Source organism: Streptomyces sp. NPDC094032, from assembly GCF_040303965.1.
GTDB lineage: Bacteria > Actinomycetota > Actinomycetes > Streptomycetales > Streptomycetaceae > Streptomyces.
Window position 1 is genome coordinate 115323 of record NZ_JBEOUE010000021.1, and the last position, 23008, is coordinate 138330.

22 protein-coding genes are annotated in these 23008 nt (G+C 71.7%); 3 read left to right on the forward strand and 19 right to left on the reverse strand.

Features of this window, described 5'->3' with window-relative positions; translation table 11 throughout:
• Positions 1-86: 86 nt before the first annotated feature.
• The 12 genes from ABTZ54_RS26430 to ABTZ54_RS26485 form a co-directional block, all read right to left on the reverse strand.
• A complete protein-coding gene (locus ABTZ54_RS26430; RefSeq protein ID WP_005311352.1) occupies positions 87-395 on the reverse strand; it encodes a DUF2469 domain-containing protein in 309 nt (102 codons plus the stop codon).
• Positions 396-450: 55 nt separating this feature from the next.
• Positions 451-945, reverse strand: coding sequence for an NUDIX hydrolase (locus ABTZ54_RS26435; RefSeq protein ID WP_351667662.1), 495 nt, complete (start codon positions 943-945; stop codon positions 451-453).
• Positions 942-1691 carry a signal peptidase I gene (gene lepB / locus ABTZ54_RS26440; protein WP_351667664.1) on the reverse strand — a complete coding sequence of 250 codons (750 nt, stop codon included), beginning with the start codon at positions 1689-1691 and terminating at the stop codon, positions 942-944. The genes ABTZ54_RS26435 and lepB (ABTZ54_RS26440) overlap by 4 nt, the downstream gene beginning before the upstream one ends.
• 65 nt (positions 1692-1756) lie before the next feature.
• Entirely contained in the window at positions 1757-2722 is a 966-nt protein-coding gene (gene lepB / locus ABTZ54_RS26445; protein WP_351667727.1) for a signal peptidase I, read from the reverse strand.
• Positions 2637-3707, reverse strand: coding sequence for a signal peptidase I (gene lepB, locus ABTZ54_RS26450; RefSeq protein WP_351667666.1), 1071 nt, complete (start codon positions 3705-3707; stop codon positions 2637-2639). The genes lepB (ABTZ54_RS26445) and lepB (ABTZ54_RS26450) overlap by 86 nt, the downstream gene beginning before the upstream one ends.
• Positions 3700-4461: a signal peptidase I gene (gene lepB / locus ABTZ54_RS26455; RefSeq protein ID WP_351667668.1), complete on the reverse strand. Its 762-nt coding sequence runs from the start codon at positions 4459-4461 to the stop codon at positions 3700-3702. The genes lepB (ABTZ54_RS26450) and lepB (ABTZ54_RS26455) overlap by 8 nt, the downstream gene beginning before the upstream one ends.
• Positions 4462-4500: 39 nt before the next feature.
• A complete protein-coding gene (rplS, locus tag ABTZ54_RS26460) occupies positions 4501-4851 on the reverse strand; it encodes a 50S ribosomal protein L19 (RefSeq protein WP_351667670.1) in 351 nt (116 codons plus the stop codon).
• Positions 4852-4979: 128 nt separating this feature from the next.
• The gene (trmD, locus tag ABTZ54_RS26465) at positions 4980-5801 is read right to left on the reverse strand and encodes a tRNA (guanosine(37)-N1)-methyltransferase TrmD (protein ID WP_351667672.1); all 822 of its coding nucleotides are present in this window, start codon (positions 5799-5801) and stop codon (positions 4980-4982) included.
• Positions 5798-6382, reverse strand: a complete 585-nt coding sequence (gene rimM / locus ABTZ54_RS26470) for a ribosome maturation factor RimM (RefSeq protein WP_351667674.1) — start codon at positions 6380-6382, stop codon at positions 5798-5800. Before rimM ends, trmD begins: the two co-directional genes overlap by 4 nt.
• A 97-nt stretch (positions 6383-6479) precedes the next feature.
• Positions 6480-6719, reverse strand: a complete 240-nt coding sequence (locus ABTZ54_RS26475; protein ID WP_005311361.1) for an RNA-binding protein — start codon at positions 6717-6719, stop codon at positions 6480-6482.
• Positions 6720-6721: 2 nt separating this feature from the next.
• Positions 6722-7165: a 30S ribosomal protein S16 gene (rpsP, locus tag ABTZ54_RS26480; RefSeq protein ID WP_351667676.1), complete on the reverse strand. Its 444-nt coding sequence runs from the start codon at positions 7163-7165 to the stop codon at positions 6722-6724.
• 157 nt (positions 7166-7322) lie between these two features.
• The gene (locus tag ABTZ54_RS26485) at positions 7323-7916 is read right to left on the reverse strand and encodes a hypothetical protein (RefSeq protein WP_351667678.1); all 594 of its coding nucleotides are present in this window, start codon (positions 7914-7916) and stop codon (positions 7323-7325) included.
• A gap of 331 nt (positions 7917-8247) precedes the next feature.
• On the opposite strand from ABTZ54_RS26485, the gene ABTZ54_RS26490 reads away from it, so the two are divergent.
• Positions 8248-8973 (forward strand): methyltransferase type 11, encoded by a 726-nt coding sequence (locus ABTZ54_RS26490; RefSeq protein WP_351667680.1) that lies wholly within the window; start codon positions 8248-8250, stop codon positions 8971-8973.
• Between the two features lie 14 nt (positions 8974-8987).
• Here ABTZ54_RS26490 and ftsH read toward each other — a convergent pair whose 3' ends face one another.
• The 6 genes from ftsH to nsdA form a co-directional block, all read right to left on the reverse strand.
• Positions 8988-10904 (reverse strand): ATP-dependent zinc metalloprotease FtsH, encoded by a 1917-nt coding sequence (gene ftsH, locus ABTZ54_RS26495; protein WP_351667682.1) that lies wholly within the window; start codon positions 10902-10904, stop codon positions 8988-8990.
• Positions 10905-11058: 154 nt separating this feature from the next.
• Positions 11059-12612, reverse strand: coding sequence for a signal recognition particle protein (ffh, locus tag ABTZ54_RS26500; protein WP_351667684.1), 1554 nt, complete (start codon positions 12610-12612; stop codon positions 11059-11061).
• A 101-nt stretch (positions 12613-12713) separates the two neighbouring features.
• Entirely contained in the window at positions 12714-15224 is a 2511-nt protein-coding gene (locus tag ABTZ54_RS26505; protein WP_351667686.1) for a [protein-PII] uridylyltransferase, read from the reverse strand.
• Positions 15225-15258: 34 nt separating this feature from the next.
• Positions 15259-15597 (reverse strand): P-II family nitrogen regulator, encoded by a 339-nt coding sequence (locus tag ABTZ54_RS26510; protein WP_046905476.1) that lies wholly within the window; start codon positions 15595-15597, stop codon positions 15259-15261.
• Positions 15594-16940 carry an ammonium transporter gene (locus ABTZ54_RS26515; RefSeq protein WP_351667688.1) on the reverse strand — a complete coding sequence of 449 codons (1347 nt, stop codon included), beginning with the start codon at positions 16938-16940 and terminating at the stop codon, positions 15594-15596. Before ABTZ54_RS26515 ends, ABTZ54_RS26510 begins: the two co-directional genes overlap by 4 nt.
• A gap of 329 nt (positions 16941-17269) precedes the next feature.
• On the reverse strand, positions 17270-18742 hold the full coding sequence (gene nsdA / locus ABTZ54_RS26520; RefSeq protein WP_351667690.1) for a transcriptional repressor NsdA: 1473 nt from the start codon (positions 18740-18742) through the stop codon (positions 17270-17272).
• Between the two features lie 412 nt (positions 18743-19154).
• Here nsdA and ABTZ54_RS26525 point away from each other — a divergent pair, with 412 nt between their 5' ends.
• Entirely contained in the window at positions 19155-19808 is a 654-nt protein-coding gene (locus tag ABTZ54_RS26525) for a bifunctional DNA primase/polymerase (RefSeq protein ID WP_351667692.1), read from the forward strand.
• Positions 19809-19914: 106 nt separating this feature from the next.
• Here the strand turns inward: ABTZ54_RS26525 and ftsY are convergent, their stop codons facing one another.
• Positions 19915-21123, reverse strand: a complete 1209-nt coding sequence (gene ftsY / locus ABTZ54_RS26530) for a signal recognition particle-docking protein FtsY (RefSeq protein ID WP_351667694.1) — start codon at positions 21121-21123, stop codon at positions 19915-19917.
• A gap of 84 nt (positions 21124-21207) precedes the next feature.
• Between ftsY and ABTZ54_RS26535 the strand changes: the two genes are divergently transcribed.
• Complete coding sequence (locus ABTZ54_RS26535; protein ID WP_351667696.1) at positions 21208-22737, forward strand: cytosine permease; 1530 nt, start codon at positions 21208-21210, stop codon at positions 22735-22737.
• The last annotated feature ends 271 nt before the right edge of the window (positions 22738-23008 follow it).

A 23008-nucleotide genomic window follows, 5' to 3' on the forward strand; every position in this document is an offset into this window, starting at 1 on the left:
TGTGACGCAGTCTCACGCTGCGTGTGCGGGGCTGTGGACGGAGGGGGCCGCTGTGGAAAACCCGGTCACCCGTGCGGGTGGAGCGGTCAGCTGCCGGGGAGCTCCAGGTCGCTCTTGTTGAGCTCCTCGATGTTCACGTCCTTGAACGTGAGGACGCGGACCTGCTTGACGAACCTGGCCGGCCGGTACATGTCCCAGACCCAGGCATCGGCCATCGAGACCTCGAAGAAGACCTCACCCTGGACCGAGTGCACCTGCATCTCGTAGTCGTTGGTGAGGTAGAAGCGCCGCTCGGTCTCGATCACGTATTTGAACAGCCCGACGACATCGCGGTACTCCCGGTAGAGCTTGAGCTCCATCTCGGTCTCGTACTTCTCGAGGTCCTCGGCACTCATGGCATGTTCCCCTTCAGCCGTGCGTCCCCCTATTGTGCGCCAGTCGCACGGGCCCCTAAACGATTTCCGGGGCGAGAACGAGCGGCGCGCTGGGAGGTCCTTCGTCGAGCAGCGTACGGAGCAGCTCGGCCAGTCTGTCGGGGTACACCGTCTCACGGGCCGCCGACAGTTCGGCGGAAGTCCACCACCTCAGGCCATCGACGCTGCGGGCCTCCAGTTCGGTGAGGCCGGCCGGGGCGGTGTCGGTCCGGGTGGTGCGGGCCAGGAAGTACCACTCGTCCTGGTTCCAGCGGCGGCCGTCGAAGAGGAAGGAGCAGGAGCGCTTCCAGAGCACGGGGCCGAGCTCGACCTCGGTGATGCCGGTCTCCTCGACGAGCTCGCGCAGCGCGGCCGACTCCCTGGTCTCGTCGCCCTCCAGACCGCCGCCGGGGGTGAACCACCAGGTCCGCGCCGGATCGTCGGGTTCGTAGCCGTGCAGGAGCAGGATGCGGTCGTCGGGGTCGAGCAGGACGACCCGGGCCACCCTCCGGGGCTCCACCGCTTCCGTCACGCGCCCACCCTCTCCCTGCTGCTTCCGGCCGCCGGCGCCGGCGTGCGGCCGCCGAGCCGGGAGAGCGGTCCGTACGCGGCCCCGGCCAGGATCAGTACACACCCGGAGACGATCGCGTAGAAGAGCGGCGCGACCGGTCCGGGCGCCGAGACGCCGCCGGGCAGCGCCGCGAAACCGGCGGGCCGTTCGAGGAGGGCCGGGGAGGGCCAGGCGACGGCGTCGACGCGGCCGACGACGGAGGAGACGGACACGGCGCCGTGGCCGCTGTCCTGGAGGTGGGCCCGCGAGTCCACCGAGTTGCGCCGCTCGTCGCCGAGGAGGAACAGCTTCCCGGCCGGGAGGGTGGTGGAGAAGGCGTAGTTCGAGGCGGGCTGCCCCTTCGGCAGATACGGTTCGTCGACCGGCTCGCCGTTGATCCGGAGCCGTCCGTCGCGATCGGCGGCGACGGTGTCGCCACCGACGCCCACCACCCGCTTGACCATGGTCACGTTCCCCCAGAGCGGGTCGGTGAAGACGACCACGTCACCGCGCCGCACGTCCGAGCCGTCGATCCGCTCGGCGAGCACCTTCGAGCCGACCGCGAGCGTCGGGGTCATGGAGTCGCTGGGCACCGTGAACGGCTGGTAGAGCACGGCCCCAAGGACGAAGCCGCCGAGGAAGAGCACACAGCCGACGGCCACGGCCAGTCCCGACAGCACGCTGCCGAGACGGCCGCGGCCGTCCTTGGTACGCGGTTCCACGCTCATGGGCACCTCAGGGGTCCGCGGACCGTCCGTGCGACGGTCCGGGAGGGCACCCTACCCGCGGGTCACTACTCGGCGGTATGCCGTGCGGCCAGCTTCTTGCGGCGCCACAGCACCAGCGGAAGCGCGCCCGCGACGCCCGCCGCACCCGGGGCGACGGCCAGCGCCTGGCTCAGGCCGGGCTGGTCGAAGGTGGACGGGACCGGCAGGGTGGCCCAGCGGGTCACCGGCCAGGCGATGACGACGGCGCGGCCGACGACCTCGTCGTTGGAGACGGTGCCGCCGCCGGCGAGCTCCTGGTGGTAGCGCGAGTCCAGGGAGTTCTGCCGGTTGTCGCCCATGACCCAGATGCGGCCCTCGGGGACCTTGATCGGGCCGAAGACGGGCTCGCAGGGCAGGGAGCCGGGGTACAGGTACGAGGTCTCGTCCAGCTCCTTGCCGTTGACGGTGACCTTGCCGCCCTCCTTGCAGGAGACGGTGTCGCCGCCGACCGCGATGACCCGCTTGATCAGGTCCTTCTCCTCCGCGGACGGCATGAGGCCGATGAAGCTGAGGGCCTTCTGCAGCACGTTGGGCTCGGGCGTCTTGCCCTCCTCCAGCCAGCCGCCCGGGTCGTGGAAGACGACGACCTCGCCGCGCTCGGGCTCGGAGCCGAACCACGGGGTGAGCTTGTCGACGAGCACCCGGTCACCGCGCTGGAGGGTGTTCATCATCGAGTCCGAGGGAATCGAGAACGCCTGCACCAGGAAGGTCTTGATCAGCAGCGCGAGGATCAGCGCGATACCGATCAGCAGCGGCAGCTCCTTCCAGAAGGAGCGGGGCTTCTTCGCGCCCCTGCCGCGGCCGGTGTCCGCGCCGTCGCCGCCGTCACCGGTGTCGCCGGACGGGGTGGCGCCCTGGTCCGGGCCCTGGTCGGAGCCCGCGTCACCGTCCTGACGGCCCGTGGAGTCATCCGTCATGGCCGCCACCTGTTGGGCGGGCCGGTCGGGCCTCTTCTCGGGCTCGTCGTGTCCGGATCGTGCGCCGACGGCCAAATCCCCCACATCCACTCCTCAATCCGTGCAATCGCCTGTCCCGGAACAGGGACAGGCCCACCACTCCCATAACGAGCGGGAGTTCCGCAGGGGTCGGGAGCCCGGGCAATCCGTTCAGATCGCGCTGGGACACACTATGCGACACGCCCTGCGCTTCGGCCCCGTCCAACCCGCCGTCCTGGGACGCGGAGGGAACGGAGGCGAAGGTCGACCGTTCTTCGAGCCGGCGCCAGTGGCCCACGGGCCAGGCGATGACGACGGCCCGGCCCACGACCTGGTCCTCGGCGACGGTGCCGTGGTCCGGCTCGTCCAGGTGGTAGCGCGAGTCGGCGGAGTTGGCCCGGTGGTCGCCCATGACGAAGATCCTCCCCTGGGGGACCTTCACCTCGAAGGGGATCTTCGAAGGTGCGTTCCCCGGGTGCAGATACGGTTCGTCCAACGGTACGCCGTTGACGGTGATCCGGCCGTCCTCGCCACAGCACTTCACGGTGTCCCCGCCGACCGCCACCACCCGCTTGATGAGGTCCTGGTCGTCGGCGGAGGGCAGCAGTCCGATGAAGGTCAGCGCCTGCTTGAGCTGCTTGACGCCCACCGGGTCGTCGCCGGGCGGCGCGGTCTCGTGCTGGAGCCAGCCGCCCGGGTCCTTGAAGACGACGACGTCCCCGCGCTGCGGCCGGGAGCCGAACCAGGGCGTCAGCTTGTCGACCAGCACCCGGTCGTCGATCCGGATCGTCTGCTCCATCGAGCCGGACGGGATCACGAAGGCCTGGACGAGGAAGGTCTTGAGGACCAGGGCGATCAGGACCGCCACCGTGACGAGGAGCGGGATCTCCTTGACGGCGGAGCGCTGCCGGCGCCGCTTCACCTTGCGGGCCAGCCTGCGCCGCTCGGCCCGCCCCGGCAGCGTACGGCCGCCGTCCTCCGGCCCCTGGCCGGTGTCGGCGGCGTCGTGGCGGCCCTCGGGCGCCCGGCCCCGCCTACCCATGGCCCGCCCAGTCGGGCACGGCGGCGAAGGCGCCCGTGTCCGGGACGGTGGACCAGCGGCCGAAGGGCCAGCCGATCCAGTCCGCGCGCCCGATGACCTGCTCGACCGGGACCATGCCGCCGCCGGGCTGCCCGAGGTGGTCGCGGGAGTCGCTGGACTGGCTGCGGTGGTCGCCCATGACCCACAGGGTGCCGGGCGGCACGACGATGTCGAACGGCACCCTGGACGGCTGGTCGCCCAGCATCACGTACCGCTCCTGGACGGGGACGCCGTTGACGCTGATCCGGCCGTCCTTGTCGCAGCAGACCACCCGGTCGCCGCCGGTGCCGACGACCCGCTTCACGAAGTCGGTCTCGTCGGGCTCGGCGAGGCCGAGGGCGGCCGCCGCGTCGTGCAGCGCGCCGGTGACCGGGTTGCCGGCCGGGGCCTCCCGGACGAAGGAGCCGGTGCCGTCGAAGACCACCACGTCACCCCGGCGCGGCTCGTCGCCGAAACGGTACGCCAGCTTGTTGACCAGGATCCGGTCGCCGACCTGGAGGGTGGGTTCCATGGAGCCGCTGGGCACCAGGAAGGGCTGGAGCACGAAGTGGCTGAACACCAGCAGGAAGACCATGCAGGCGGCGCCGATCAGACCCGTACGACGCCAGGTGAGGGGTCCGGCGGCCGTGCGGGCCCCGGACATGCGCGCGGAGCGCGACCGCTCCTCCTCGTCGGAGGAGCGATCGCGCTCCGGGTGCCGTGCTTCGGTGTCCATCGGGGGCAGAGCTTATCCCGCCACCCTGTGGACCGGAGTTCAGCGGTCGCGCTTCTCCTTGATCTTCGCGGCCTTGCCGCGGAGCTCACGGAGGTAGTACAGCTTCGCGCGACGGACGTCACCGCGGGTGACGAGCTCGATCTTCTCGAAGATCGGGCTGTTCACCGGGAAGGTGCGCTCGACGCCGACGGAGAAGGAGACCTTGCGGACGGTGAAGGTCTCGGAGACGCCGGAGCCCTGGCGGCGGATGACGACGCCCTTGAACTGCTGGATACGGGAGCGGTTGCCCTCGATGACGCGAACGTGGACGTTCACGGTGTCACCGGGACGGAAGGCCGGGACGTCCTCGCGGAGCGAACCGGCGTTGACCTGGTCGAGCAGGGAGGCCATGGAGGTCTCTTTCCTCGCTGATGCCACAGGTCATCAGCGGTACGTACGAACGATGGGCGATCGTCGCGCGTCTCTGGCGGGCGTCGTCCCCCTGTGGCAGGGGCGCGCGCCGGACGTACGACAGCGGCCTATTCTTCCACGGCCTCGGGCCTGCGCCAAAATCGGCCGCCGGGCTCGGGGGCCCAGCCCAGCATGGAGAGGACCTCCCGGTCCTTCTTGTCGAACGCGGCGGGGTCGCAGCGCTCGATCAGGTCCGGCCGGTTGGCCGCGGTGCGCCGGAAGGCCTCGTCGCGCCGCCAGCGCGCGATCTTCCCGTGGTGCCCGCTGAGCAGCACGTCCGGGATGCCGCGGCCGCGCCACTCCGGGGGCTTGGTGTAGACGGGCCCCTCCAGGAGGTTGGCCATGGCGCCGGGGGCGAAGGAGTCGTCGCGGTGCGACTCGGCGTTGCCGAGCACGCCGGGCAGCAGCCGGGCGACGGCCTCGGTGACGACCAGGACGGCGGCCTCGCCGCCGGCCAGCACGTAGTCGCCGATGGACACCTCGTAGACCGGCATCCGGGTGGCGTACTCGTCGATGACCCGGCGGTCGATGCCCTCGTAGCGGGCGGGCGTGAAGACCAGCCAGGGCCGCTCGGAGAGCTCGACGGCGAGCTCCTGGGTGAAGGGCCGGCCGCTGGGGGTGGGCACGACGAGGACCGGGCCGTGGGCGCCGGCCTCGAATCCGTCGGCCAGGGTCTGGTCGAGCGCGTCGCCCCAGGGGTCGGTCTTCATGACCATGCCGGGACCGCCGCCGTACGGGGTGTCGTCGACGGTGTTGTGCCGGTCGTACGTCCAGTCCCGCAGGTGGTGGACGTGCACGTCGAGCCGGCCGTTGGCGCGGGCCTTGCCGACGAGGGACACGTTCAGCGGTTCCAGGTACTCGGGGAAGATCGTGACGACGTCGAGCCTCATGCGCGGTCCCCGGACTCGTCGGCCTCGTCGGACGAATCGGCCTCGCCGTCACGGCTGGAGGCGATCTCGGCGCGGTCGTCGATCAGGCCGGGCGGCGGGACGATGACGGCCCGCTGGTTCTCCAGGTCGATCTCGGTGACGATCTCCGAGACGAAGGGGATCATCACCTCGCTGCCGTCGGGCCGCTCCACGATGAAGAGGTCCTGGGACGGCAGGTGGGAGATCTCGGAGATCACGCCGATCTCGGTGCCGTCGGCGAGGACCACGTCGAGGTCCATGAGCTGGTGGTCGTAGTACTCGTCCTCCTCCTCCGGCAGTTCCTCGGGGTCGATCTCGGCGATGAGGACGGTGTTGCGCAGGGCCTCGGCCGCGGTGCGGTCCTTGACGCCCTCGAAGCGCAGCAGGAGGCGGCCGCTGTGCACCCGGCCGGTCTCGATGGTGAGCGGCCCGGTGGAGGCCGGGTCGGTGAGCAGGACGGCTCCGGGGCCGAGCCTCAGCTCGGGCTCGTCCGTCCGCACTTCGACGGTGACCTCGCCCTTGATGCCGTGGGCGCGGCCGATCCGCGCGACTACCAGCTGCACTTCTCCACTCTCTCCTGTCTCTCCCATGAGTTCCATGGATACGACGACGGGCCGGGGCGGGCGCTAGGCCCTCCCCGGCCCGTGCCGGTGTTCTTCTTCAGCGCACCTGGTCCACGTCGACGAGGTCGACGCGGATGCCACGGCCGCCGATGGCGCCCACGACGGTACGCAGCGCACGCGCGGTGCGGCCGTTGCGGCCGATCACCTTGCCGAGGTCATCGGGATGGACCCGAACCTCGAGCACACGGCCGCGACGCAGGTTGCGCGAGGCGACCTGCACATCGTCAGGGTTGTCGACGATGCCCTTCACGAGGTGCTCGAGAGCCTCCTCGAGCATGCTCAGGCCTCGGTGGTCTCGGTGGACTCGGCCGCCTCGGCCTCGTCCGCCTTCTTGTCCGCCTTCTTGGCCTTCGGGGTGATGGCCTCACCCTTGGCGTCGCCGCCCTCGAGAGCCTTCGCGAACTCGTCGAACGAGGCGCGCTTGGCTTCCTTGGTCGCCGGGACGAGCAGCGGCGCCGGGGCCGGCAGGCCCTTGTGCTTCTGCCAGTCGCCGGTGAGCTTCAGGATGGCGAGAACCGGCTCGGTCGGCTGGGCGCCGACGGACAGCCAGTACTGCGCACGCTCGGAGTCGACCTCGATACGCGACGGGTTGTACGTCGGGTGGTAGAGGCCGATCTCCTCGATCGCGCGACCGTCGCGGCGGGTGCGCGAGTCGGCGACGACGATGCGGTAGTGAGGCTGGCGGATCTTGCCGAGGCGCTTGAGCTTGATCTTGACTGCCACTGGAGTGGTGTCTCCTGGTCTTGACGTGGTTGGGCACCTACGGGATGCCACGTGGGGTTGCGGAACCCGAGGGGCCCGGAGGACGCGTCAGCCGGAGGAGAGAGGGGTCCTGTGCGACTGTCGAGTACAGCTAGCCATTGTGCCACACCCGCCGAGGTCAGCTGGCGGCGCCCACTGCCTCCGGGATGCGGAAGGGCTTGCCGCAGCCGCCGCAGACGATCGGCGCCTGGGCGAGCACGGACGGGACCACGCGCACGTTGCGCCCGCAGTCGCAGACGGCCTTGACCCGTACGCCGCCGCCCGAGGAGCCGTGCCGGGCGGCAGGTCCGCGGAAGGAGCGCTTGGTGTCGGCGGCGGTCGCGACCGTGTGGGCCTTGAGCGCGCGCTGGAGCCGCTCGATGGTGGGCCGGTAGCGGCGGCGGGCCTCCGCGTTCAGCGTGACCAGGGAGAAGCCGCTGCTGGCGTGCGGTTCCTCGGGGTGGTCGAGGCCCAGTTCCTCGGCGATCGCGAGGAATCTGCGGTTGTGGTAGCGGCCGGCCCGGGAGGTGTCGCGGACTCCTCTGGCGGCGGCGATGCCGTGGACTGCCTCGTGGAGCAGTCGCTCGAAGGAGAGCTCGGCGCCGCAGGCGGACGAGGACTCTCCGATCAGGGACTCGGGCGCGGCAAGGTCGGGCAGCTCGGGGTGGTACCGCTGAATGTCGGCCCACGCCTGTGCCAGCTCTGCGGCGAGAACAGGGGGTGTCGTGCTCACGTCGGGTACAACGAGCCTGATCCCCTCCGGGTTCCATTCCGGGGCATCCCAAATATTTTGCACGTACCCGTCAGTTGCCCTGCTTGCCCGCCAAGCCGGTGCGTAGCGGCGCATACGCCCCGGCGCGCGGTGTCGGCACACGCGCCGGGGGGCTGGTGGGAGGGACAGTACCGGGTTTCTGCCCGAAGTCGGGCACCGCCTCCGCCCCCGTCGGGAAACCGCCGCTCCGCCTGTCCGGAAGTCGTACGGCCCGAGCACTGGACGCGGACCGGGATGCGCAGTTCCCTGACTACGGGGGGTTGTCGTCCAGGCACCGATTGGGGCGCTTTCCATGACACCTACGCTCGTCCCGCACCACCCCGCGCGCGACTGGGCCGAGATCCAGGAACGGATGCTCGTGCCCCTCTACGAGGCGGTGTACGACCGGCTCGGCGTGGGCGCCCGGTCCTCGGTGCTCGGCCTGGGCTGCGGCTCCGGTCTGGCGCTGCTGATGGCGGCGGCGCGGGGCGCGCGGGTGGCCGGGGTGGACGACGACCTCGCGCGGCTGGCGCTGGCGCGGGAGCGGCTGCCGGAGGGGACGGTGAGCGTGGCGGGGCCGCCGGAGGGCGTCCCGTACGACGTGGTCACGGCCTTCCACGGGACGGGCCCGCTGACCGCGCGGGCGGGCGGCGTCACTCCCCCGGCCCAGCCGGGCGCGGCGGTCGTGGTGGCGGGCTGGGGTCCGCCGGAGCGCTGCGCGACGGCCTCGGTGCTGCGGGTCGCGGCCCGCCTGACCGGCTGGGCGCCGGCGCCCCGCGACGATCTGGAGCAGGTCGTCGCGGCGGCCGGGCTGCGCCGGGAGGCCTCGGGCCGGGTGGCGTGCCCGTTCGGCTACGCGGGCCCGGACAGCGCGGTACGGGGCCTGCTGTCGACGGGCGACTTCGACGCGGCGGTCCGGGCGACGGACCCGCACCAGGTGGAGAAGGAGCTCCTGGAGGCCCTGGAGCCGTACGTCCGCGCGGACGGCACGGTGTGGATGCCGAACGTCTTCCGGTACGTGGTGGCCCGGGTGCCGTAGACCGGCACCCGGGGCTACTCCTTCGTCAGCCGCGGGATCCCCGCCGCCCGGTACGCCGCGTCCTCCTCCAGGGTCTCGTTGGCGAGGAGCGCCTCGGCGAGGGCGTCCAGCTTGTCGCGGTTCTCCTGGAGTTGGCGCAGGGCGCTCTCGTAGCACTCGTCGACGATGCGGCGCATCTCGGAGTCGACGGTGTCGAGGGTGGCGGGGGCGGCGGAGAGGCCGTAGGCCTGCTGGGCGTCGCTGGGGATGGCGGTGAGCCGGCCGACGCGTTCGCTCATGCCCCAGCGGCCGGCCATCCCGCGCGCGATGTTGGTGACCTGCTCCAGGTCGCTCTCGGCGCCGGTGGTGATGACGCCGAAGACGACCTGCTCGGCCGCCATGCCGCCGAGCGCGCCGATGATCCGGCCGCGCAGGTACTCCTCGGTGTAGGCGTACCGGTCGGCGTCGGGCGTCGACAGGGTGACGCCGAGGGCGCGGCCGCGCGGCACGATGGTGATCTTGCGGACGGGGTCGGCGCCGGGCTGGAGCATGCCGAGCAGGGCGTGGCCGCTCTCGTGGTAGGCGGTGCGGCGGCGCTCCTCGTCGGGCATCACCAGCGGCCGTTCGGCGCCGAGCTGGACCTTCTCCAGGGCGTCGGAGAGGTCGGACTGGGTGACGGCCTTCTGCTGGCGCTTGACGGCGAGCAGCGCGGCCTCGTTGGCGAGGTTGGCGAGCTCGGCGCCGGTCATGCCCGGGGTGGTCTTGGCGACGTGTTCGAGGTCGACGCCCTGCGCGAGCGGGATCTCCCGGGTGTGGATCTTGAGGATGGCCTCACGGCCGCCCCGGTCGGGCGGGTTGACGTGCACGATCCGGTCGAAGCGGCCGGGGCGGGTGAGCGCGGGGTCGAGGACGTCGGAGCGGTTGGTGGCGGCGATCACGATGACGCCCTCGGAGCCGGTGAAGCCGTCCATCTCGGTGAGGATCTGGTTGAGGGTCTGCTCGCGCTCGTCGTGGCCGCCCATGCCCGCGCCGCCGCCGCGGGCCCGGCCGATGGTGTCGATCTCGTCGATGAAGATGATCGCGGGGGCGACCTTGCGGGCCTCGGCGAAGAGCTCGCGCACGCGGGAGGCGCCGACGCCGACGATCATCTCGATGAACTCGGAGGCGGAGGCCGAGAAGAAGGGCACGCCCGCCTCCCCCGCGACCGCCCTGGCGAGGAGCGTCTTGCCGGTTCCGGGCGGTCCGGCGAGCAGCACGCCGCGGGGCATCTTGGCGCCCATCGCGCGGTAGGCGTCGGGGTTCTTGAGGAAGTCGACGACGTCGTTGAGTTCGCCCTCGACCTCGTCGATGCCGGCGACGTCGGCGAAGGTGGTGCGCTTGCCGCCGTCCAGCTCGACCGGCTTGGGCGGGGCCTTGCGGCCGAGCATGCCGCCTGCGCCGCCCATGCCCGCGCTCATCCGCCGCGCGATGAACACCCACAGCGCGACGAGCAGCAGCATGGGGGCGAGCGAGATGAGCAGGTTGGCGAGGAAGCTGCGCTCCTCGACGACCGGTTTGGCGGTGACGGTGACGTTCTGCTTGGTGAGCTGGGCCCAGAGGTCGTCGTCGGCGAAGGCGGGGCGCTGGGTCTGGAACTTGGTGTAGTCGCCCTTGCCGTCGGGGACGGGCTGTTTGTTCTTCAGCTGCCCCTGGATGGCGTCGCCCTTGGAGTAGATCTTGGTGACGTTGCCGGCCGCGACCTGCTTGTCGAACTCGGTGTACGAGATGGTCGGCCCGTCGCCCTCGTTGAAGAAGCCGAGGACGAGGTTGGCGATCAGATAGACGGCGAGCGCGGTGAGGATGAGGCTGCCCCAGCCGCCGGGCATCCTCCGCTTGGGCGGCGGGGGCGGCGGGGCCCCTTCCGAGCGCCAGGGCTGGTCGGTCCGGTCGCGCGGGGGTACGGGGTTGGCCACGTGCTCTCCTCGGGGCGGCAGTGGCCCCAGTATCGAAGAGCTGGACAATCCCGGCATTACGGGTGGTGCGGGCGAGTGAAAAGGGGCCCGCGACGGTTTCGTACCGCCACGGGCCCCTCTCCGGTGGGCGTGCGCCCCGGGATCCGCTCCCGGGTCAGCCCATGAACTTCTTGAACTCGTCGGGCAGCTCGAACTCGCCCGGGCCCTGGCCCGCCGCCGGCAGCCCGAACGCGCCGCCGGCCTGCGCCTGCTCGCGGCGCTCGGCCTCGGCCTGCTCGTCGGCCTTGCGCTTCATCGGGTTGCCGCTCTTGCGCTTGCCCTTGGCCTGCTTGACCTGCTTCTTCTGCCGGCCGGGGCCGCCGCCCATGCCCGGCATCCCGGGCATGCCCGGCATGCCGCCGCCCTGGGCCATGCGGGACATCATCTTGCGGGCCTCGAAGAAGCGCTCGACCAGGCCCTTGACCGCGCTGACCTCGACACCGGAACCCTTGGCGATACGGGCGCGGCGCGAGCCGTTGATGATCGTCGGGTCCTGGCGCTCGGCCGGGGTCATCGACTTGATGATGGCGCCGACGCGGTCGACCTCGCGCTCGTCGATGTTGGCGATCTGCTCCTTCATCTGGCCCATGCCGGGGAGCATCCCGAGCAGCTTGGAGATGGAGCCCATCTTGCGGACCTGCTCCATCTGCGCCATGAAGTCGTCGAGCGTGAACTCCTGGCCCTTCTTGGACGCCAGCTTGGAGGCCATCTTGGCGGCCTCTTCCTGGCTGAAGGTCTGCTCGGCCTTCTCGATGAGCGACATGATGTCGCCCATGCCGAGGATGCGGGACGCCATGCGGTCCGGGTGGAACGCGTCGAAGTCGTCCAGCTTCTCGCCGTTGGAGGCGAACATGATCTGCTTGCCGGTGACGTGCGCGATGGAGAGCGCCGCGCCACCGCGGGCGTCGCCGTCCAGCTTGGAGAGCACCACGCCGTCGAAGCCGACGCCGTCGCGGAAGGCCTCCGCGGTGTTGACGGCGTCCTGACCGATCATGGCGTCGACGACGAAGAGGATCTCGTCGGGGCTGACGGCGTCGCGGATGTCCGCGGCCTGCTGCATCAGCTCCTGGTCGATGCCGAGGCGGCCGGCGGTGTCGACGATGACGATGTCGTACTGCTTGCCGCGCGCGTACTCGATGGAGTCCTTGGCGACCTGGACCGGGTCGCCCACGCCGTTGCCCGGCTGCGGGCCGTAGAAGGCCACGCCCGCGCGGTCGGCGACCACGGAGAGCTGGGTGACGGCGTTCGGGCGCTGGAGGTCACAGGCGACGAGCAGCGGGGAGTGCCCCTGGCCCTTGAGCCAGAGACCCAGCTTTCCGGCGAGGGTGGTCTTACCGGCACCCTGGAGACCGGCGAGCATGATCACGGTCGGCGCCGTCTTGGCGAACCGCAGACGGCGGGTCTCGCCGCCGAGGATGCCGACGAGCTCCTCGTTGACGATCTTGACGACCTGCTGCGAGGGGTTCAGCGCCTTGGAGACCTCGGCACCGGCCGCCCGCTCCTTGACGTTCTTGATGAACGCGCGGACGACGGGCAGCGCCACGTCGGCTTCAAGGAGCGCGATACGGATTTCCCGGGCCGCGCTGTCGATGTCCTGCTCGGAGAGGCGGCCTTTACCCCGGAGGGACTTGAAAGTCGCGCTGAGGCGGTCGGAAAGCGTATCGAACACGGTGGTCGCGATTCCTCGGGTCGGGGCGGGCAGTCACCCAAGGGTATCCGCCCCGTCGAGAGGGGCGCCCTGGCCGGTACGGGTCGGGGTGCCCCGGCCGTTCAGCGCAGCGCCTCCTCCAGGGTCTTCGCCAGGCCCGCCGCCTCCTCGGGGGCGAGCGGCCCGCCGTCCGGCCCGGTCACGTAGAGGGTGTCGACCGCGTTGGCGCCCAGGGTCGAGACATGGGCGCTGCGGACCCGGACCGCGGCGCCCTCCAGGGCCCGGCCGATCCGGTGCAGCAGGCCGGGGGCGTCCTGGGCGCGGACCTCCAGGACGGTGGCGAGCCGGGAGTCGGCGGCGGCCACGGTGACCCGGGGCGGCGGGGCGGCGACCCCGCGGCGGCGGGGGTAGGCGGCGTCGCGTTCGGCGAGCCGGGCGGGGACGTCGAGGGAGCCGTCCAGGGCGCGGACGAGGTCGGCGCGGAGCCGGTGGGCCTCGGGCAGCGAGCCGTACTCGGCGGCGACCCGCCAGTCCAGGACGAGGACGGGCCCCTGGCCGAGCTCGGCCGGCAGGGCGACGGCGCGCAGGTCTGCGGCGCGGACGGTGAGCCGGTGCAGGGCGAGGACGCCGGCGACGGCGGGCAGCACGCCGGGCCGCTCGGGCAGGGCGACGAGGAGCTCGACGCCGACGGGCTCGGGCTCCCCCGCCCCGGCGACGACGGGCTCGGTGTGCAGGGCGAGGACGGGCTCGCCGGTGCGCAGCGCCTCGATGGCGAGCCGTTCCTGTTCGGCGCTGGGCGCGGCGGCCTCCGGGTCGGGCGGCTCCTCCCCCGCGAGCACCCCGGCGACACGTTTGACGAGATCGGTCACCAGAGAGGCGCGCCAGGAGGACCAGGCGGCGGGCCCGGTGGCCAGGGCGTCGGCCTCGGTGAGGGCGTGCAGGAGCTCCAGGGTGCCGAGGGTGCCGACGGCGGCGGCGACGGACTGGACGGTGGCGGGGTCGTCGAGGTCGCGCCGGGTGGCGGTCTCGACGAGGAGCAGGTGGTGGCGGACGACGGTGGCGATGACGCCGGTGTCGGCGCGGTCGAAGCCGATCCGGGCGGCGACGTCGTGGGCGATGGTCTCGCCGACGGCGGAGTGGTCGCCGGGCCAGCCCTTGCCGATGTCGTGCAGGAGGGCGGCGACGAGGAGCAGGTCGGGCCGGTGGACGCGGCGGGTGAGGGTGGCGGCGCGGACGGCGGTCTCGACGAGGTGCCGGTCGACGGTCCAGGTGTGGACGGGGTTGCGCTGGGGGCGGCAGCGGACGCGTTCCCAGTCGGGCAGCAGCCGGGTGACGAGGCCCTCGGCCTCCAGGGCCTCCCAGACGGGGACGGTGGACTCGCCGGCGCCGAGGAGGGTGACGAGCTCCTCGCGGGCCTCGGCGGGCCAGGGCACGGGCAGGGCCTTGGCGGAGGCGGCGAGGCGGCGTACGGCGTGCGGGGAGAGCGGGAGTCCGGCCTGGGCGGCGGCGGCCGCGGCCCGCAGGGGCAGCACCGGGTCGCGCTCCGGCCGGGCGCTGAGGGCGAGGACGGCCTCGCCGTCCATCTCGACGACGCCCTCGGCGAGCGGGGTGCGCTCGGCCTGCGGTTTCACCCCGCCCGCCCGGCCGCCGCGGCCGCCGAGCAGGCCGCGCAGCCGGGGGCGCCCGGCGCGGGCCTTGAGGACCCGGTTGACCTCGCGCCAGGTGACGTCGGAGGCGTACGAGACGGTCCGGGCGGCCTCGTACACCTCGCGCAGCAGCGTGTCGGCGTCAAGGAGGCCGAGTTCGGCGGCGACGGCGTCCTGCTCCTGGAGGGCGAGCCGGTCGGTGGCACGGCCGGTGGCGAGGTGGAGGGCGTCGCGGGCGTCGAGGAGGCGGCGGCGGGCCTCGTCGAGGCCTTCGCGAGGCGCGTCGGCGAGCCAGGAGGCGGCGACGGCGCGCAGCGCCTGGGCGTCGCGCAGTCCGCCGCGGGCCTCCTTGAGGTCGGGTTCGAGGAGGTACTGGAGCTCGCCGCTGCGTTCGGCGCGCTCGCGGCACAGGGCGTCGAGCTCGGGCAGCCGCCGGGCGGCCTGGTTGCGCCAGTCGGCGAGGACGGTGGTGCGCAGGGCGGTGACGAGTCCGGCGTCGCCCGCGACGGTCCTGGCGTCGAGGAGGCCGAGCTGGACCTTGAGGTCCTCGGCGGCGGTCCTGCGGGCCTCGGCGGGGGTGCGGACGGAGTGGTCGAGGGCGAGCCCGAGGTCCCAGACCGGGTACCAGACGCGGTCGGCGAGGGTGGCGATCACGCCCGGGTCCGCGCTGCCGTCGTGCAGGAGGAGCAGGTCGAGGTCGCTGCGCGGGGAGAGCTCGCCGCGTCCGTAGCCGCCGACGGCGACGAGCGCCACCCCTCGTGGCGGGCGTCCCGCGGCGGCGAGGCCGGCGCGGAGGAGCGCCGCCAGCCAGTCGTCGGTGAGACGGGAGAGTTCCGCACGGCGCGGCGGCCCGGACCGCGCCTTCTCGGTGAGAAGGCGCAGCCGGGCCGCCGCGTAGCCTCCCCCAAGTTCTCGGCTGCGCTCGAACAGGGGGGACCCCCAGGGTCCCGAGTCGTCGGATTCTGTGTTCACGTCGATGCTCGTCACCCGGCGGCTCCTTGAGTGCGTCGTTCTCCGGGGGCTACAGCGCGTCCGGGCCGCGTTCGCCGGTGCGGACCCGTACGGCGGTCTCGACCGGGACGCTCCAGACCTTTCCGTCACCGATCTTGCCGGTGCGGGCGGCCTTCACGACGACGTCGATGAGCTGTTCGGCGTCCTCGTCCTCCACCAGGACCTCGATGCGGATCTTGGGGACGAGGTCGACGGTGTACTCGGCGCCCCGGTAGACCTCGGTGTGGCCGCGCTGGCGGCCGTATCCGCTGGCCTCGGTGACGGTGAGGCCCTGGACGCCGAAGGCCTGGAGGGCGTCCTTGATCTCGTCGAGCCGGTGCGGCTTCACGACCGCGGTGATGAGCTTCATGCGTCCACCTTCTTGTTCTCCGTCGGTGCGGGGGCGGGTACGGCGGTGCTGCGCGAGGAGCTGCCGCCGCCCGCTCCGCTGAAGTCGTACGCGGTCTCCGCGTGCTCGACCTGGTCGATGCCGGAGATCTCGTCGTCCTCGGCGACCCGCATCCCCATCGTCCTGTCGATGATCAGGGCGAGGATCGCGGAGGCGATCAGAGAGTAGGCGAGGACGGAGAAGACGCCGATGGCCTGCTTGCCGAGCTGGTCGAGGCCGCCGCCGTAGAAGAGGCCCTTGGCGTCGGACTGGACGCCGCCGGTGGCGAAGAAGCCGACGAGGAGGGAGCCGACGACACCGCCGACGAGGTGGACGCCGACGACGTCGAGGGAGTCGTCGTAGCCGAACCTGTACTTGAGTCCGACGGCCATGGCGCAGAGCAGTCCGGCGACGGCGCCGATGGCGATGGCGCCGAGCGGGGAGCAGGAGCCGCCGGAGGGGGTGATGGCGACGAGTCCGGCGACCGCGCCGGAGGCGGCGCCGAGGGTGGTGAAGGAGCCGTGGCGCAGCTTCTCGTAGGCGAGCCAGGCGAGCATGGCGGCGGCGGTGGCGACCTGGGTGTTGACGAACATGACCGCGCCGACGCCGTCGTCGTTGCCGAGCCAGGAGCCCGCGTTGAAGCCGAACCAGCCGAACCAGAGCAGACCGGCGCCGAGCATGACCAGCGGGAGGCTGTGCGGGCGCATCGGGTCCTTCTTGAAGCCGACCCGCTTGCCGATGACGAGGATGACGCCGAGGGCCGCCGCACCGGCGTTGATGTGGACGGCGGTGCCGCCGGCGAAGTCGATGACGCCCATCTCGAAGAGCCAGCCGCCGGTGCCCCAGACCCAGTGGGCGACCGGGAAGTAGACGATCGTGACCCACAGGGTGATGAAGAGGGCCCAGGCGGTGAACTTGACGCGGTCGGCAAGGGCGCCGCTGATGAGGGCCGGGGTGATGATCGCGAACATGAGCTGGAAGACGGCGAAGACGTACACCGGGATGGTGTAGCCGTCCCACAGCTCGGTGATGCCGATGCCGCTGAGGCCGACGTAGTCGGAGTTCCATCCGACGAGCGAGGCGGAGTCGGTGCCGAAGGCGATGCTGAAGCCGTAGAGCACCCACAGGATCGTGACGATCCCGAGGCTGATGAAGCTCATCATCAACATGTTGAGGGTGGACTTGACGCGGACCATGCCTCCGTAGAAGAAGGCCAGAGCCGGGGTCATCAGCATGACCAGGGCGGAGCAGATGAGCATGAACCCGGTGTTGGCGGCGGACAGCGCGGGCGCGTCTGCTGCCAGGGTCGTGATGGCTGCTGCCATCGGCGTCTCCTCGTCGTCGAATGCGGCCTGTGCGGGGCGGGGCCGGAGCGGCTTGGCCGTGAGGGGTGGCCGGTTATGCGCCAGAGATTCGCGCAGCGCGGTTTCCGCCGATGCCGCTCGATGTTTCGCCGCAGTGACGAAGGGAGGGGGCGTGTTACGCGACCGTGAACGCCGGGGTCACGGAGTGGTCACGGGCGTACCATCCCGCACCGCGCCCTTGCATGAGCCGGCCGCGCCGGGCGTCCGTGTGTCCTTGCGGCGGGGGAGCCGAGTCGGGCTTTACGGGACGGCCGGCGCGGCCGGGGTCGGTGGGGTGGTGCCGCGGGGGCTCAGACGGCCTCGGCGGTCTCGGGGAGCAGGGCGGTGAGCCGGTCGGTGAGGTGGACGACCTCGGCGACGTCGCCGAAGTCGCGGGCGGCGGTGTCGACGGTCTTGCGGAGCCGGGTGTTGACCCGCTCGGAACGCACCTTGCGGGCGACGACGAGGGCCTTCTCGGCCAGGACGACGGACTGCTCGGGCTCCCGCTTGAGGAGGTGGACGGTGGCCATGCCGATGAGGTTGAGGGCGTAGCTGCGCTGGTGCTCGGGGTCCTTCTCGAAGAGCTCGACGGCCCGCTCCATGACGGGCTCGGCGAGCGAGGCGTAGGTCGGGGAGCGTCCGGCGACATAGGCCAGGTCGCGGTAGGAGTGGGAGTTCTCCCCGTTGAGCTCGGCCTCGGAGAAGAAGCGGATCCAGTCGGGCTCGGGCTCGCCGTCGAGGCCGACGTCGGAGAAGGTGTCCTCGGCCATCCGCACGGCCCGCTTGCACTTGGAGGGCTGGCCCATGTTGGCGTAGGCGCGGGCCTCCATCGCATACAGCATGGCCTGGGTGCGCGAGGTGGCGCAGTCCCGACTGCCGTACTGGGCGAGGTGGATGAGTTCGAGGGCGTCGTCGGGGCGCCCGAGGTGGATCATCTGGCGGCTCATCGAGGAGAGGATGTACGAGCCGAGGGGCTTGTCGCCGGCTTCCTTGGCGGCGTGCAGGGCGAGCACGAAGTACTTCTGGGCGGTGGGCTGGAGGCCCACGTCGTAGCTCATCCAGCCGGCCAGCTCCGCCAGTTCGGCGGCGCACTTGAAGAGGCGCTGGGCGGTGGCGGCGGGCTGGGGCTCCTGGAGCAGGTCGGTGACCTCGTGGAGCTGCCCGACGACCGCCTTGCGGCGCAGTCCGCCGCCGCACTGGGCGTCCCACTGGCGGAACATCGCGGTGGTGGACTCAAGGAGGTCGAGCTCGACCGGGGAGAGCCGGTGGGCGCGGCGCTCGTCGGGGCCGGGCGCGGGCAGCGGCTCGCCGGCCGGGGTGGGCACCAGCCAGCGCTGCATGGGCTCGATGAGCGTGGGTCCCGCCGCGAGCGCGAGGGAGGAGCCGAGGAAGCCGCGGCGGGCGAGCATCAGGTCGCTGCGGGAGAACTCGCTGAGCAGGGAGACGGTCTGGGGGCCCGCCCAGGGCAGGTCGACGCCGGAGACGGACGGCGACTGGTGGGCGGTGCGAAGGCCGAGGTCCTCGACGGCGACGACGGAGCCGAAGCGCTCCGAGAACAGCTCGGAGAGGATGCGCGGGATCGGTTCGCGGGGCTGCTCGCCGTCGAGCCAGCGGCGCACCCGCGAGGTGTCGGTGGAGATGTGGTGCGCGCCCATCTGGCGGGCCCGGCGGTTCACTTGGCGTGCCAGCTCGCCCTTCGACCAGCCGCTGCGGACGAACCACGAGCTCAGCTGTTCGTTCGGGCGCTTGCCGGCAGTCGAACCCTCTGCGCCGATGCCGCCCACTGGAACGCCCCCATCCACCTGATGTCGTCCTGCGAACCCCTGCCAGAATGCCGTGTTTCACGGTTCCCGTCCGGGGTTTCTACTCCTTCGAACGGAAAACCGGCTTGCCTCCGGCATACCCGGGCGTGCTCTTCGCCCCGGCTTCGCGTACCGAAGGTAATCCTACGATCACCCGGCCCGGCATGGCGATTCAAGAAACGCCACCATTCGCCACCCCTTCGAATGAACTCGCCACGCACGGAACGCGATTCACTTGACATGCGACGGAACCGGGTCAGTGAACCGGAGCGCGAAGAGGCGTGCGCGACGGTCCGCACCACCCCCCATTGCACCGCACGCCCCAAGGGCAGCGGAGCGTGACGGTGGCTCCCCGGTCCGTAACCACCGGCGCGTCCGACCCGTTGGAGGGGGCATGGGCTTCACGATCGGCGGCATTCGTGAGATGCGGTCCGGCTCACGCCGCCGCCTACGCACCACGGAGTGCACAGCGGTGGCCGAGTACACCGGACTGTGGGGCTGGGACGTCGTCCCGGGAGCGAGAGCGGTCGCGGGCCGCTGCTCCTGCGGCGATCTCGGCTGTACGGCGCCGGGGGCGCATCCGCTCGCCTTCGCCGAGCCGGTCCCGGCCGGCGCGGGCCTCGACGACGCGACCAAGGCCTGGTCGGAGTATCCGGGGGCGGCCCTGCTGCTGCCGGTCGGCCGGGCCTTCGACGTGATCGAGGTCGCCGAGGCGGCGGGCCGCAGGGCCCTGGTCCGGCTTGAGCGCATGGGGCTTCCGCTCGGCCCGGTGAGCGTGACACCGACCGGCCGGGCGCGGTTCTTCGTGGCGCCGGGCGCCGCGGCCGAGCTGCCGCAGCTGCTCTACCGGATGGGCTGGGACGACGCCGGCCTGGACCTGCACTGCCTGGGCCCCGGCTCCCATGTCACGGCCCCGCCCTCGGACCTGGGCGGCCTCGGCCCGGTGCGCTGGCTGCGCCCGCCGACGCTGGACACGGCGGGAGCGCCGCCGCAGGCCCGGCTGCTGCTCGGCACCCTGGCGTACATCTGCCACCGGACGCGCTTCTGAGCCGTTCCCTCCCCCGTACGACCGCCCCTCCCCCGGTCCGTACGACGAAGGCCCCCGCCACATCCGGCGGGGGCCTTCGTCGTACGCGGGGTGGCGAATCAGCGGATCAGTCGCCGATCAGGGCGTCCACGAACGCGCCCGGCTCGAACGGGGCCAGGTCGTCCGGGCCCTCGCCCAGGCCGATCAGCTTGACCGGGACGCCCAGCTCGCGCTGGACGGCGACGACGATGCCGCCCTTGGCGGTGCCGTCCAGCTTGGTCAGGACGATGCCGGTGATGTCCACGACCTCGGCGAAGACGCGGGCCTGGATCAGACCGTTCTGGCCGGTGGTGGCGTCCAGGACGAGCAGGATCTCGTCCAGCGGGCCGTGCTTCTCGACGACGCGCTTGACCTTGCCGAGCTCGTCCATGAGACCGGTCTTGGTGTGCAGCCGGCCGGCGGTGTCGATGAGGACGACGTCCGCCTTCTCGGCGATGCCCTCCTTGACCGCGTCGTAGGCGATCGACGCCGGGTCGCCGCCCTCCGGGCCGCGCACGGTGCGCGCGCCGACCCGCTCGCCCCAGGTCTGGAGCTGGTCGGCGGCGGCGGCGCGGAAGGTGTCGGCCGCGCCGAGGACGACGGACTTGCCGTCGGCGACGAGCACGCGGGCCAGCTTGCCGGTGGTGGTGGTCTTGCCGGTGCCGTTGACACCGACGACCATCACGACGCCCGGGACGTCCTCGGGGCTCTCGGTCTTCACCGAGCGGTCGAGGTCGGCGCCGAGGAGGGCGATCAGCTCCTCGCGCAGCAGGGCGCGCAGCTCCTCGGGGGTGCGGGTGCCGAGCACCTTGACCCGGTCGCGCAGCCGCTCGACCAGCTCCTGGGTGGGGGCGACGCCGACGTCGGCGGTGAGGAGGGTCTCCTCGATCTCCTCCCAGGTGTCCTCGTCGAGGTGCTCGCGGGACAGCAGCGTGAGCAGCCCCTTGCCGAGCGAGTTCTGCGAGCGGGCGAGCCGGGCCCGGAGCCGCACGAGGCGGCCGGCGGTCGGCTCGGGCACCTCGATCTCGGGGGCCTCGGCGACCGGCTCCTCAACGGGGGCCTCGGGTGCCTCGGGGGCGGGGAGGGTGACCTCTTCGACGGTGCGGCGTGGTTCTTCCCGCGGCGTCTCCGCCTCGTCGCCGACGTGCGGTTCGGCGGGCGGAGCGGTGATGGTCGGCGTGGTGGACGGCGGCTCGGCGGGCGGCAGCTGCTTCTTCTTGCGACCGCTGATCACGAGTCCGCTGGTCACGGCGACCGCGACGACCAGAGCGATGACTACAGCAAGGATGAGTTCCATAACCGCTCCAGTATCGGCCACAGGAGGACTGTTCGAGGAGCACGTAGTCTGGGTGGGTCCCCCACATTTGTACGGAGTGTCCCCATGCCCCACGCCTCCGAGACCGAAGGCGCGACGAGCGGCGCCACGCTGGAGAGCCGCGGCCTCGAACCCGTCCCCGACGCCGAGCGCACCGGCCGGGTCCGTGAGCTCTTCCCGACCTGGGTCGCCGCCAACATCAGTGTGCTGCTGCTCACGATGGGCGCGGGCCTGATCGTGTTCAACGGCCTGAACTTCTGGCAGGTGCTGTTCGTCGCGGCGGCCGCGCCGGTCCTGTCGTACGGGATCGTCGGCCTGATCTCGATCGCCGGCAAGCGCGGCGGGGCGCCGGGCATGGCGCTCTCCCGCGCGGTCTTCGGGCAGCGCGGGAATCTCTTCCCGGGCGCGCTGATCTGGGTGGCCCGCTGGGGCTGGGAGACCATCAACGCGGTCACCGGCGCGTACGCGGTGCTGACCGTGCTCGACCTGCTCTTCGGTGTGAAGTCGAACACGGCGCTCATCGTGGTGACGCTGCTGCTCTTCGTGTCCTGCACCTTCCTGGTCTCCGGGCTCGGCATCAACGCGCTGCGGGTGTGCAGCAAGTGGTCGACGTATCTCTTCGGCGCCTTCTCCGTGCTCGTCCTCGGCTATCTGGTGGCGAACACGGACTGGTCGGCGGTCTTCGCCAAGCCTGCCGGTTCGACGGCGATGCTGGTGGCCGGTGTCGGCACCATCGCGGCGGGCGGCATCAGCTGGGTGCCGTCGGGGCCGGACTTCACCCGCTATCTGCCGCGCAGCGCCTCCTCCAGGGGCCTGGTCGGCACGACGGTCGGCGGCGCGGGCATCGTGGTGCTGCCGATGGTCCTGATGGGCGCCGTGATGGCGGTCTCGACGCCGGACCTGGCCTCGGCGCAGGACCCGGTCTCCTTCATCGGCGAGCTGCTGCCGATGTGGATCTCGGTGCCGTACCTGCTGATCGCCCTGATCGGGATGCTGCTGATCAACTCGATGTCGATGTACTCGGCCGGGTTCACCGCGCAGACCCTCGGCATCAAGGTGCCCCGGGCCGCCGCGGTGAGCGTCAACGCGGTGATCAGCCTGATCTTCGGCTTCCTGCTGATGGTGGTGGCGACCAGCTTCATCGGCTCGTTCATCTCCTTCCTGACCCTGCTCGCGGTCGCGTTCTCGGCGTGGATCGGCGTCTTCGGCGTGGACATGCCGACCCGCAGGACGTACGACGCCGAGGCGCTGATGGACACCACCCGGACCAGCGCCTACTGGTACCGCGGCGGCTTCGCCTGGCAGGCGATGACCGCCTGGGGCGTGGCGCTGGTGGCCGGCCTGCTGTTCACCAAGGTCGACTGGTTCACCGGTCCGCTGGCCTCGTCCTGGATCGGGCGGAACGGTCTGGGCTGGGCGGCGACGATCGTGGTGGCGGGCGTGCTGTACGCGGTGCTCCCCCGCGACCGGTCGGCGCTCGCTGCCCGTCACGGGGCCGAGATGCTCGGCAGTGCTTCCGTCTCCCCAGCGAGCGGGACTTCCGCGACAGCCAGATCGTTTGAGATCGACAGTCATCGGCAGTCTCGAACTACCTGACATTCATACAAGTCTCCGAGTCCCCATGTGACAGCTGCACCACGACAGGACAGCCTTGCCCATGGGTGGCCGCCCGAAGATTCGGACACGGTCGTGAGACTGGACGGCCGGCCAAGCCGTGAGACAGCGCGACGGCCACCAGGTCACAGCGTCGCCGTTGGCCACGGGCAGCGAGACCCTACAGCTGTGTGGGGCCTCAAATCCCGTGGCACGGTCTCATTTGAACTTGGCGCATGACGACAGATCCGAGACGTACAGGACAGGGGCCTAC